This window comes from Porphyromonas sp. C0041D3 (assembly GCF_056590575.1).
In genome coordinates this window covers 38,908-51,810 of sequence record NZ_JBWPWJ010000002.1, presented here as the reverse complement: position 1 = coordinate 51,810, position 12,903 = coordinate 38,908, and the positions used below count along the sequence as shown (strand labels likewise).

9 protein-coding genes are annotated in these 12,903 nt (G+C 56.6%); 7 read left to right on the top strand and 2 right to left on the bottom strand.

Features of this window, described 5'->3' with window-relative positions; all coding sequences use genetic code 11:
• Window positions 1–333: 333 nt before the first annotated feature.
• From AC1EKE_RS01435 to AC1EKE_RS01405, 7 genes are all read left to right on the top strand, one after another.
• Window positions 334–1,635 (top strand): O-acetylhomoserine aminocarboxypropyltransferase/cysteine synthase family protein, encoded by a 1,302-nt coding sequence (locus tag AC1EKE_RS01435; RefSeq protein WP_480307734.1) that lies wholly within the window; start codon window positions 334–336, stop codon window positions 1,633–1,635.
• Window positions 1,620–2,570, top strand: a complete 951-nt coding sequence (locus AC1EKE_RS01430) for an alpha/beta fold hydrolase (RefSeq protein ID WP_480307732.1) — start codon at window positions 1,620–1,622, stop codon at window positions 2,568–2,570. The genes AC1EKE_RS01435 and AC1EKE_RS01430 overlap by 16 nt, the downstream gene beginning before the upstream one ends.
• A 23-nt stretch (window positions 2,571–2,593) precedes the next feature.
• A complete protein-coding gene (locus AC1EKE_RS01425; RefSeq protein ID WP_480307731.1) occupies window positions 2,594–4,990 on the top strand; it encodes an aspartate kinase in 2,397 nt (798 codons plus the stop codon).
• A 93-nt stretch (window positions 4,991–5,083) separates the two neighbouring features.
• Window positions 5,084–6,472 (top strand): UDP-N-acetylmuramoyl-tripeptide--D-alanyl-D-alanine ligase, encoded by a 1,389-nt coding sequence (locus tag AC1EKE_RS01420; RefSeq protein WP_480307730.1) that lies wholly within the window; start codon window positions 5,084–5,086, stop codon window positions 6,470–6,472.
• 3 nt (window positions 6,473–6,475) lie between these two features.
• Window positions 6,476–7,282, top strand: a complete 807-nt coding sequence (locus tag AC1EKE_RS01415; protein ID WP_480307728.1) for a ZIP family metal transporter — start codon at window positions 6,476–6,478, stop codon at window positions 7,280–7,282.
• Between the two features lie 6 nt (window positions 7,283–7,288).
• A complete protein-coding gene (gene zupT / locus AC1EKE_RS01410; protein ID WP_480307727.1) occupies window positions 7,289–8,089 on the top strand; it encodes a zinc transporter ZupT in 801 nt (266 codons plus the stop codon).
• A 267-nt stretch (window positions 8,090–8,356) separates the two neighbouring features.
• Window positions 8,357–8,890 carry a DUF4294 domain-containing protein gene (locus AC1EKE_RS01405; RefSeq protein ID WP_480307998.1) on the top strand — a complete coding sequence of 178 codons (534 nt, stop codon included), beginning with the start codon at window positions 8,357–8,359 and terminating at the stop codon, window positions 8,888–8,890.
• Window positions 8,891–8,892: 2 nt separating this feature from the next.
• Here the strand turns inward: AC1EKE_RS01405 and AC1EKE_RS01400 are convergent, their stop codons facing one another.
• Both AC1EKE_RS01400 and AC1EKE_RS01395 read right to left on the bottom strand, forming a co-directional pair.
• Complete coding sequence (locus tag AC1EKE_RS01400; protein WP_480307725.1) at window positions 8,893–10,911, bottom strand: DNA topoisomerase 3; 2,019 nt, start codon at window positions 10,909–10,911, stop codon at window positions 8,893–8,895.
• Between the two features lie 83 nt (window positions 10,912–10,994).
• Window positions 10,995–12,746 (bottom strand): phospho-sugar mutase, encoded by a 1,752-nt coding sequence (locus AC1EKE_RS01395; RefSeq protein WP_480307723.1) that lies wholly within the window; start codon window positions 12,744–12,746, stop codon window positions 10,995–10,997.
• Window positions 12,747–12,903: the final 157 nt, after the last annotated feature.

Genomic DNA, 12,903 nt, shown 5'->3' with positions numbered 1-12,903 from the left:
AACATATTCTTAGAAAAAGACAATGAATGCAATTTTATTCCGCTCTAAAAATAAGATGCAAATAAATTTGCTACATAAAAGCATTTTCGTAACTTTGTCGCACTGTTAAGTCAAGTGTTATGAGACAAAAGAGCTACATATTCCTCAGCAGCATGCTGCCCCTGATGATGATGCGAATGTACTGCGTACACTCGTCGGCTCTATCGTGTCCACAATTGATCCCATAACAATTTCGGAAGTCAACATTCATACACACGAGGCGAAACCGACGAGCCAACAGCTCAGTTAGGTTTCGCTTCACTTTTATCATCACATACACTATACCCCATCATTATGTCACACACTACCCAGCCTAAGTTCTCTCCTGAGACTATTGCACTTCACTATGGCTACGATCCTCTTGCCACGGGTCACCATGCGGTGTCCGTTCCGCTGGTAGCCTCGACGGCATACGCCTTCGCTGACTCGCAGGAGGCGATCGACATCTTTGCGCTCCGCAAGGAGGGCTTCCTCTACTCCCGCCTCGGCAGCCCCACAGTGGATGTCCTCGAGAGACGGCTCGCTGCATATGAGGGCGGTGTCGGCACAGTAGTTACCGCCACCGGACAGAGTGCCCACAGCACACTCTTCCTCACCCTGCTCCGATCCGGGGACCACATCGTTGCCTCCAATAGCATCTACGGCGGAACCTTCAACCTACTGGAGTCTACACTCCCCCGCTTCGGCATCACCACCACCTTTGTAGATATTAATAATGCAGAAGAAGTGGAGGCTGCCATCACCGAGAGGACCAAGCTGGTCTTCTGCGAGACGCTCAGCAACCCACGGCTCACCATCACCAATATCCCCGCGGCGTCTGAGGTCGCTCACCGCCATGGTCTGCCCCTCGTGGCTGACATCACCCTCACCGAGGGGATCAGCCACGCCATCAGCGAGGGAGCCGATGTCCTCACCTCCGCTCTCACCAAGATCGTCTGCGGTAATGGCACGACACTCGGTGGGGCGATCATCGACTCCGGTCGGTACGACTGGGGTAGCGGACGCTTTCCTGAGCTATCTGAGCCTTGCCCGACTTATAACAATAATTCTTTCACAGAGACTTTTGGTTCCCAGGCACTCATCACGGCACTCCGAGCCATCGGTCTTAGGGATCTTGGCACCGGGCTCAGCCCCCTCAACGCCTACGAGATGATCAAGGGGCTGGAGACGCTTGACCTGAGGGCACACGCCATCAGTGATCGCAGTCGTGAGCTGGCTGAGTGGCTTGAGGCAAATCCGAAGGTCGCTTGGGTCCGCCACCCTGCTCTTCTTTCCCACGAGCAGAATGACCTCTGCAAGACTTCGCTTCATGGCTTTGGCGGGGGGATCATCACCTTTGCGCCCAAGGGGGGATACCACGCAGCTCGCAGGGTGACCGAGAGCACCCAACTCTTCACCCTCGTTGCCAATCTTGGTGACAGCAAGTCCCTCATCACCCACCCCGCCGGCACTACCCACAGCCAGATGACCGAGGACGAGCTCCTTAAGGCCGGCATCTCAGACGATCTCATACGCCTCTCCATCGGTCTGGAGAGCATCGAGGACCTGAAGGCAGATCTCCAAAGCGCACTCGACCAATCATGCTCGGACAAGTAACCCTCTCGGACTTCACCAATTGGCGAGGCGAGAGTATCCCCTCTGTCACCCTCACTTACCAGGTGACAGGTCCCGCCCTCGGCACTGCTCCCATCGTGCTTGTCTGTCACGCTCTTACCGGCAACTCCGCTGTCGCCGGTCCGGAGGGCTGGTGGGCAAAGCTGATCGGACCCGGACAGACGATCGACACTGCCCGCTACACCATCCTCTCGATCGACATTCCGGGAAATGAATATGCCGGTTCTGCTCCACTGGATGATCCCTCCCTGCTCAATGTGAAGGACGTGGCTCGCCTCTGGCTGCTCGTGCTGAGGGAGCTCCGTGTTGATCACCTCTACGCACTCATCGGACCCAGCCTCGGTGGTGGCCTTGCTTGGCAGATCGCCACCCTCGAGCCCACGCTGGCGGACCTTCTCTTCCCCATCGCCACGGACTACAAGGCCTCCGACTGGCTTCTTGCTCAGACCGAGGTACAGCGACTGATACTGGAGCACTCCGACCGCCCCATCCACGACGCGCGGGTCCACGCCATGCTCACCTACCGAACGCCGATGTCCCTCATCAAACGCTTTGAGGGGAAAAAGGTGGAGGACAGCGGACTCCCAAAGGTGATCGATTGGCTCGACTATCATGGTCGCAAGCTAGAGGAGCGCTTCAGCCTGAGCGCCTACAGGGTGATGACCTTCCTCACCTCCACGATCAATGCAGCGGGGAGCGAGGAAGAGCTGTCACGGATCGCCTCAGACATCCACCTCGTCGCCATAGATAGCGACCGGCTCTTCCCCTACTTCGTCGCCCGAGAGACTATCGAGGGACTCAAGCACTTCGGCAAGGGGCGCGCGGAGCTCCACACCATCGTCTCCGACCACGGTCACGATGCCTTCCTCATCGAGTATGACCAGCTCTGCCGGATCATGAGTCCTTTCTTCTCCTAATCCAAATAAGACAATAGTATAGTATGCGTGTACTAAAGTTTGGGGGCAAGTCCCTCGCCAATGGAGAGCCCCTCCGTCTCTCCCTCAATATCATCCAAGAAATTGCCGAGGCTGACGACACTCCCCCTTTAGTCGTCGTCTCCGCTCGAGGTAAGACTACCGATCGCCTCCTTGAGCTGGCCCACCTCGCCGAAGCCGGGAAGCCCTGGCGGGAGAGCTTTCACCGGCTCCTCGCTGACCAAGGAGAAGGGACCGAAGGACTCTCAGATCGGCTTACCAGGCTCCTCGAGGGGATCGAACTCCTACGAGAGTGCAGTGCCAAGACACTGGATGAGGTCCTATCCTTTGGGGAAATCTTCTCCGCCCACCACATTGCCCGTCTCTTACCTCACGCCCTACCGATCGACGCCGGCGACCTCATCGTCACCGACAACTCCTATGGTGAGGCAAATGTGGAGCTCAAAGAATCGGAGGATAAGACGCGCAGCTACTTTGCCCACCTCCCCGCCGACACCCTCCCGATCGTGACCGGCTTCATCGCCCGAAGCAACGAGGGGGTGCGGACAACCCTCGGAAGAAATGGAAGCAACTACACAGCTGCTCTACTCGCTAACTTCCTTGATGCCTCTCAGCTCGACAACTACAGCAATATCGACGGCATTTACTCCGCTCACCCCGGCATCGTCCTCTCAGCGCACAAGATCCCCGAGCTCTCCTACACCGAGGCGGCCGAGCTCTCCCAGCTGGGCGCGGAGATCCTCCACTACAAGACGATCGACCCACTGGCTGCTAAGCAGATCCCCCTCCGCATACTAGACTCCTTCAGCCCCGAGGGATGTCGCCAGGAGGGAACGCTCGTCCATCTTCTTCCATCCTCCCAGCAGGCAAGAGCCATCGCTGCCCTCTCAGGCAAGGCTCTGATCCATTTTGAGCGGCACGAGATGAAGGGGCTCCCCGGCTTCGATGCTAGGATCTTCTCCGTCCTCAGGGACGAGGGCATCAGCACTGGTATCATCTCCCAGGGATCGACGGAGCGTGGCGTCGGCTTCGTTGTAGCGGAGAGCGATGCGGACCATGCCGTGGCGGCACTGAGGCGAGAGTTTGATCGGGACATCCACCGCCCCACGATCGAGGCGACGAAGGGGCTCTCCGTCATTGCCCTCATCGGGGTCAGCCTCTCCGGCTTCGACCACCCCTACTCCGCCCTTATCCGAAATGGCATCACACCTCTGCTGGTCAACAATGCCGTTACCGGCGACACCCTTTTCCTCCTCGTCCGTGACGAAGAAGTGCCGAAGGCGCTTAATGTGATCCACGGGGAGATGTTTGCTCACGCCAAGCGGATCCATATCGCCTGCATCGGTCACGGTACGGTCGGTGGCGCCTTCCTCGACCGGGTGACCGGAGAGCGGGCGCGTATCCTCTCCGACAAAGCCGTCGACCTCCGCCTCTTCGCCATCGCCAGTAGCCGGCAGCTCCTCCTCGACAAGGAGGGCATCGGCACCGACTGGAGGGAGCGAAAGGCTGCCGCCCCCGCCTCCGACGACCCGATCCGAGAGATCATCCGATATGCAGACGAGAATTACTTAGAGAATGTTGTCGTCATCGACAACACCGCCTCTCCTGCCATCGCAGCCCGCTATTGCGAGCTCGCTGAGCAGGGCTATGACCTCGTCTCCTCCAATAAGATCTCCAATACCGGTCCCTACTCTGACTACCTCCGACTGCGTGAGATCCTGAGGGGCCACCGGCGAACTTACAGGTATGAGACCAATGTGGGGGCCGGTCTACCACTGATCGACAACCTCCGGCTCCTCCACCTCTCAGGCGACCGCATCACTCGCATCAGAGGACTCTTCAGTGGCACCCTCGGCTACATCCTTTCCTCACTCAGTGACAGCACCTCCTACGCTGAGGCTATCCGCTCCGCCACCCGTCTCGGCTACTCTGAGCCGGACCCACGGCAGGATCTCAATGGTCTCGATGTGGCACGCAAGCTCCTTATCCTCGCACGCGAGGTGGGCATCTCGGCAGAGATGTCAGACATTGAGGTAGAGAATTTGGTTCCATCGTCCCTCAGGGACTGCTCAGCAGAGCACTTCATGGAGCGCTTGGACGAGGCTCAGTCCTACTTCGAGAGCCTCTCAAAAACCTCTCGAGGGGAAGTGCTTAGATATGTCGGAGAGCTGACTATCGGGGACGGTACTGACGCTACCCGACTCTCCTGCGGTCTCAGAAGCCTTCCTGCCAATAGCGCCCTCGGCTCGGTCAGCGGTGCAGACTCCTGCTTTGAGATCTACACCGAGAGCTATGGCGACCTCCCCTTCGTTATCCGAGGGGCCGGAGCAGGCGCAGAGGTGACCGCGCTCGGCGTCTTTGGCGACCTCCTCAGGATCGCTGACCGGGGCGAACTCTCGTGACAAATCGACAACTTGTGGCAAGGGGAAAAGGAGCTATACTTGCGGGGGGACCTCTTTTAGACTAATTTTGTCAAGAATTAGAGATAAGAGGATATGAATAATCAAGATATAGAGTCGCTCTACAAGGTCTTCTTGGAGCACCCCTCTATCTGCACCGACTCCAGGCAGGTAGAGCAGGGAGACTTCTTTGTCGCTCTACCCGGTGAGCGTGTGGACGGAAATACCTTTGCAGAGGCGGCGCTGCAGCGCGGCGCTGCTGTGGCGCTGGTCTCAGATCCGTCTCTCGTTGAGCGGGACGAGCGCTGTATCTACACCGAGGACACACTCCTCGCTCTGCAGCAGCTTGCCAAGAGACACCGGGAGAGCTTTAAGATCCCCCTCATCGCCATCACCGGGAGCAACGGCAAGACGACTACTAAGGAGCTCTGCGCTGTCGTCCTCTCTCAGAGGTACAAGGTCCTCTACACGGAGGGTAACTTCAATAACCACCTCGGCATGCCGCTCACACTCCTACGACTCAGTGAAGAGCACGAGATAGCGGTGGTGGAGATCGGGATCAATCACCCGGGCGAGATGGCTCCACTCGCCGACATTGCACACCCGACCCACGCCCTGATCACCGGGATCGGAAAGGCGCACCTCGAGGGCTTTGGCTCACTGGAGGGGACGCTGAGAGAGAAGAGCATCCTCGCTGAGAGAGCCTACGAGAGCGGGGGAGTCGTATTCCTCAATCTCGATGACCCACTCCTGCGCGAGCGCTGGTCCGACGAGGCTCAAGTGACCTATGGTCTCGCAGAGGGCACATACGAGAGGGAGCCGGACTTCAAGGCAACGATCCTAAGGGAGCAGCCCTACCTCTCCCTCCGGATCAGCTGTAGCCTTGGCGAGCAGGATATCAGAACCCATCTTGTGGGGCGCTACAATTACCACAACGTCCTCGCAGCCTTTGCAGTCGGGGTGACCTTTGGACTCACTATGCCGACGATTGCCAATGCGATTGAGTCCTACACACCGACTAATGACCGCTCTCAGGTGGTCAGGCTACCACGCCACATCTCGCTGATTATGGATGCCTACAATGCCAACCCCTCCTCGATGCGGGCGGCCATTGAAAATCTCTTTACAGCACCGGAGCCGGCAAAGTTTGCCATCCTCGGGGATATGCTGGAGCTGGGCGACGCATCAGACGAGGAGCACAGGGAGATTATGAGACTGATGGAGGGGGAGCCGGAGATCACGACGCTCTATGTGGGCGAAACCTTCTGCCGGCTCGCCTCACCGGAGACGATGACCTTCCGAGACATCGAGGGGCTTCGGTCGTTTCTGGAGGTGATCGAAGTGCCGGATGAGAGTGTCTGGCTACTCAAGGGGTCGCATAAGATCGGGCTTGATAGGCTCAAGGACACTCTGGCGATGAAGGCTGACGAGGGAGTGTCTGGCTCCGACTCTTATACCATCCCCACGTCGAAATTCAGATACTAATCCATGAGCCTTGACCTCTACGCACTGCTACTGACCCTCGGAGCCGGTATGGCGACACCCCTAGGGGGCGCCTTGGCACTCATTGGTAAGAGAGGCTCCCACGAGGATCGGCTCCTCGCCTTAGGGATGGGACTGGCAGGGGGCGTCCTCCTATTCTTGGCTCTACAGGGTCTACTCCCTGAGGCGTGCGAGGAGTTGGTCTCGCTCTATGGAGAGCGAGGGCATCTCTTGGCTCTCGGGGGCTTCGCCGGTGGGATGGCGATGATGGCTCTACTCGACAGACTGTTGCCCGGGAGTGCGCACCATACCCACCACAGCGATGGGAGGATGATGAAGGAGGATACTGAGGAGAAGCGCTCCCTCCTTATCTCTGCGCTGGCGGCGGCAGTCGCGATCTCGATACATAATATACCTGAGGGGATGATGCTCTACCTGACAGCGACTGAAGCACCTATGGAGGGGATCCCCGTTATGCTGGCTGTCGGCATACACAATTTCCCGATCGGACTCTCTATTGCCATACCTATATACTACGCCGGATATGGGCGTATGAGGGCACTACTGGTCTGCCTTCTCTCGGGTGTGATGGAGCTTATCGGGGCTTTCCTCGGAGCATTCCTCTCTACCCCAATGGAGTCGCCCCTCTTCCTTGGCCTGATGCTCGCTCTAATTGCCGGCATTATGGTCTACGTCTCATTCGATGAGCTGATCCCCGCCTCCTACAGCTACGGCAAACGCCACGCCTCTCTCCTTGGGATCCTCATGGGGCTGCTCTTTATGGGACTGACGATGATACTGATACACCACTGATCTTTTATGGAAGGCAATTTTACCATAGCCCTGCTGATGACCCTGCTGGCAGGGCTCTCTACTGGCATCGGTGCTGCGATCGCAGTTCTCTCCAAGCGGACCAATAAGTCACTCCTCTGCATTGGTCTGGGACTCTCCGCTGGGGTGATGATCTACATCTCCTTTGTGGAGCTGCTGTCTCAGGCGCGGGTCTCTCTCGTGGAGACGTGGGGATCCATAGGGGAGCTATATGCGGTGCTGGCATTTTTTGGCGGCATAGTGGCAACACTGCTGATTGACTTAGCAATCCCTGAGACAGAAAATCCTCACGAGATCCACGGGGTGGAGGAGATGCGGGCCGGTGAGGATCACTCGCTGGAGGGGCTGAGGAGGATCGGGCTGATGAGCGGTCTCATCATCACGCTGCATAACTTCCCTGAGGGAATGGTCACCTTCCTCTCCGCCCTGTCGTCCCCCACCACCGCTCTACCGATTATGCTGGCAATCATGATCCACAATATCCCGGAGGGCATCTCTGTCTCGGTCCTGATCTACTACGCCACCGGGAGCCGCTCACGAGCGCTGCTCCTAGGTGTCCTCTCCGGACTGGCTGAGCCGGTCGGTGCACTGGTGGGATACCTTTTCCTACAGCCCTACCTGACACCCGCCCTACTCCATACCACCAACGCGGTCATCGCCGGCGTGATGATCTACATCTCTCTCGACGAGCTGCTCCCAGCAGCAGAGCGGTATGGGAAGCACCACCAAGCTATACTCGGCGTGATCTCAGGTATGGCGGTGATGGCAGGGACACTCCTGATATTGTAAAAAAAACTATACTTTCTCCTTTTTCCTAAATCTCCCTTATAATCAGCCTTTGAGCGAATTAAGAGGGGGCATTTTGCGTATATTTGTGCCGTAGATAAGGGGGGCGTACCACACGTCCTCGACTGTATGACTATGAACCATTTACTTGTGCATCCTCTGAGACTTCATATCCCCTATCGGGTCCTCCTATCGCTCCTCACCCTGGTGCTGACCTCGGCACTGGGAGAGGCTCAGGAGTCTCTCCGAGAGGAGCTGAAGCAGATCTCAATGGAGGGGAAAAAGGTGCAGGGATTCCTGGTGCCGGTCCGGACGGAGTACGGCGAGAGCCTCCCGACTGTGGACCTCGGTCCAGTCTCTATCTATCGGGAGATGAAGTATGCCACGCCCGAGGAGCGCAGGGCTTATAATCGTCTCGTGAGAGACGTCAAGATCACCCTCCCCTATGCTAAGATGGTGAGCGAGACGATGATGGAGACTTACGAGTACCTCCAGACGCTACCGGATGATAAGGCTCGTGAGGCACACCTCAAGCGGATGCAGAAGGAGCTCTACGAGCAATATAAGCCGGAGATGAAAAAGCTCACTCTCCGCCAGGGTAAGCTCCTCCTTAAGCTCATCACGCGGGAGACAAATAGCACGTCTTACGAGCTGATCGACTCCTTCCTCGGTGGCTTTGCAGCAGGATTTTGGAATATGTTTGCCAAGTTCTTTGGCGCTTCTCTAAAGGCTGACTACGACCCTTATGGACGGGACGCTATGATCGAGCGTGTCTGTACAGAGGTGGAGTACGGCTTGGTCTAAAGTCACTCCTCGGGAAGGGGAAATCGGTAGTCACACCCCTCCGCATACCTTGAGCAACCAAGGGCTGTCCGCCCACGAAGCAGGTGTCCCTGACGACACTTAGGGCAGAGGTCTCCCTCGCTAGGAGGAGCATCTGGTGACTTGTATGACTGAGCGGAGGAGTGGCGTTTCTTCTTTTTCTCTCCCGTCTCTGACACAGCAGTCTTCTCCTCCTCGATCAGAGCACTCATAGTGCGAGGATCCCGGATCACCTCAGTGACCATCCGGGTAACCTTCTGAGTAAGGTCGGAGATGAACTGCCGAGCATCATACTCACCACTCTCTATCTGGCGTAGCTTCCGCTCCCACTGACCGGTCAGCTCCACACTCTTGAGCATATCGTCTCGTATGATATGGATCAGCTCCCTCCCTACTGGAGTCGGGAGCAAGGTCTTACGTTGCTTGCGGATATATCCGCGACTGAGGAGCGTCTCTATGATGGCAGCGCGAGTGGATGGGCGACCGATGCCATTTTGCTTCAGCGCTTCCTTCATCTCCTCGCTCTCCACCAGCTTACCGGCAGTCTCCATAGCCCTGAGGAGGGTTGCCTCAGTGTAGGCTCTGGGAGGGCGGGTCTGCTTCTCCTGCAGCTCCGGTCGGTGTGGTCCCTGCTCCCCCTCGACAAAAGAAGGCATCACGGTAGTCATCGGCTCTTCGTCCTGAGACTCCTTATCCTCATCGGGCTTCGCCACCGCCTGCCACCCTGGGTCAGCAATCACTCGCCCGTTGGCACGGAAGCGTACACCCTCAACTGCTCCCTGGACCGTCGTCTGCTCAAACTGCATGTCGGGGTAAAAGGCAGCGAGGAATCGTCTCGAGATGAGGTCGTAGATCTGTTGCTCCTCGTTGCTGGTAAATACCCCACCCTCACCGGTCGGTATGATCGCATGGTGGTCGGTCACCTTACTATTGTCCACGACACTCCTTAGCTTACGGAGCTTCTTGTGTCCCAGCGGGGCAATAAGGTCCCTTAGTACATGGTTGCGCTGGTAAAGGTTATTAAGGATCTCAGGACACTTGGCGTAGACATCCTCAGTGATATAGGTGGTATCTACTCGTGGATAGGTGACTAACTTTCGCTCATAGAGTGCCTGGATCGTGCGAAGCGTATCATCGGCTGAGAGCCCCAGCTTCTTATTCGCTTCGATCTGGAGAGAGGTAAGGTCAAAGAGATGCGGAGGTGCTTCTTTCCCCTTCTTCTTCGTCACCTTTGTGACAGAGAAGGGCTTACCCGTGATCTTATCCAATATCTTCTGCGCCTTATCGACCGTGCTATATCGCCCTGCGGTGGTAGCGAAGGCGGTCTCCCTGTAGATCGTCTTGATCTCCCAGTAGGGCTCGGGGACAAAGTGCTCTATCTCCTCCGCCCTCTCGACGATAAGGGCCAGCGTCGGTGTCTGCACTCGTCCGACAGAGAGCAGGCGGCGAGAGTCCCCCGTCCGATACTTAAGGGTATAGAGGCGAGTCGCATTGATCCCAAGGAGCCAGTCTCCGATCGCTCGCGTCATACCGGCATAGTAGAGTCGCTCATACTCGGCAGAGTCGTGCAGATGATCAAAGCCCTCTCGGATAGCCTCCTCAGTCATAGAGGAGAGCCAGAGACGCCGGATCGGGACCCTACAGTCAGCCAGCTGGAGTACCCAGCGCTGGATCAGCTCACCCTCCTGACCAGCATCTCCACAGTTGATCACCTCATCGGCCTCCGACACTAATCTGCGTATGACGTCAAACTGGTGCTTGATGCCACTGTCCTCCTTGAGCTTGATCCCGAAGCGCTCCGGCACGATCGGCAGATGGACGAGACTCCACCGCTGCCATCGTGTGGCATACTCCGCCGGCTCCTTCAGCTCACAGAGGTGACCAAAGGTCCAGGTGACTCTATACCCATTGCCCTCCATATAGCCGTCGTGTGCCTCGCCGGCACCTAGGACAGCAGCAATGGAGCGAGCAACGGAGGGTTTCTCAGCAATACAGACTTTCATCCGTCATAACAGAAAGGGATGGAAGAGACAGCACCATACCGCTCTCCCATCCCTTGACTATAATATTAACTTGATCTAATTACTCAGATATCGAGCTGCTTACGGATCGCCTCTACACGCTCATCGCAGGAGCGACGTGCCTCAGCCAGCTGAGCAGGGTCCTTCGGTGAGGCATGCACCTCGATGTAAAACTTGATCTTCGGCTCCGTACCCGAGGGACGGATAGAGAGCTTGGTGCCACTGGCGGTAAAGAACTGAAGGACGTTGGAGGTGGTGGGGAAGTCGAGGGTATAGGTCTCGCCGCTCACCTGATCTCTACCCTCAAGTGTGGAGTAGTCCAGCACCTCGGTCACCTGCTCGTCTGCAAGCTCCTTGAGGGGATGGTGACGGAAGTTTTTCATCATATCCTCGATCTCCTGAGCACCGGTCACACCGGGACGAACCACGCTGATGGTCTTCTCGACGGAGTAGCCATACTCGAGGTAGATCTTATCGAGGAGCTGATAGAGTGTCATACCCTGCTCCAGAGCCCACGCAAAGATCTCACCCATGATGATACAAGCTGAGACAGAGTCCTTGTCGCGGACAAAGTCCTCCCAGAGGTAGCCGATACTCTCCTCACCACCACCGAGGTAGCGACGAGTACCTTCGTTTTGACGCATCACACTTGCAATCCACTTGAAACCGGTGTAGCAGTCGTAGAGCTCGACGTGACCGGCATCAGCCACATTACGGATCAGGTCGGTGGTCACGATGGTCTTGACGAGATAGTCACTCTCCGACAGATCGCCGATCTCCTGATGCCGCTTGATCGCATAGTAAGCATAGAGGAGGCAGGTCTGGTTACCGGTGAGTAGGACGTACTTCCCCTCATTATCCTTACACCCCACAGCGAGACGATCCGCATCGGGATCCGAGGCGAGGACGAGATCGGCATCTACCTTATGAGCAAGGTCAAGTGCCATCTTCATCGCCTCAGGGTTTTCCGGATTGGGAGAGTCCACCGTAGGGAAGTCCCCATCAACAACCATCTGCTCCTTGACCGGATGGATGTTGTCAAATCCTGCAGCCTCCATAGCGCGGACATTGACCTGACTACCGGTGCCGTGAAGCGGCGTATAGACGATGCAGAGGTCGTGATGAGCCTTGATCGCCTCAGGAGTCAGGCGGGTCGTCAGCAGATCATCGATATATTGCTTATCAAAGCTCTCGTCGATGAGTGTGATCAGGTCCTCTCGTCCCTCAAACTTGATGTCACGTACGGAGCGGATCTTATTGACCTCACCGATGATGTTCTTGTCGTGAGGAGCAATGATCTGAGCGCCATCCTCCCAGTAGACCTTAAATCCATTGTACTCACGCGGATTGTGTGAGGCGGTCACCATCCCTCCGCTCTGACAGCCGAAGTGACGGATCGCATAGGAGATCATCGGCGTGGGGCGAAGACTCTTGAAGAGGTAGACCTTGATGCCATTGGCGGTAAAGACATCTGCCACGATACGCGCAAAGACTTTACTATTGTGACGTCCGTCATAGCCAACGACTACTTTAAGGTCTGCGTCCTCGCCAAACTCCTTGATCATATAATTGGAGAGACCCTGAGTGGCAGCACCGATATTGTATTTATTCATACGATTTGTCCCGGCACCCATAATGCCCCGCATACCTCCGGTGCCAAACTCTAGATCCCTGTAGAAGGCATCGACCAACGCCGATGGATCCTCAGCGTCTAAGAGTTGCTGCACCTGACGGCGTGTCTCCTCATCATAGTCCTCAGAGAGCCACTTGCGGGCTCTCTCACGTGCAGAGGCGATTAAGCTTTCTGATACTGCCATAGCTTGATTATATATCTGGTTACCAAATAATTTATTCTCACGTCAAAGCTCACACCCATCTGCATGGCGTGACCTTACAGTCACAAATGTACCTTTTTTTCTCTCACCACCTTTCACATCACCGCGAAATCATCGCTCAAATCGATCAGGATCTCCC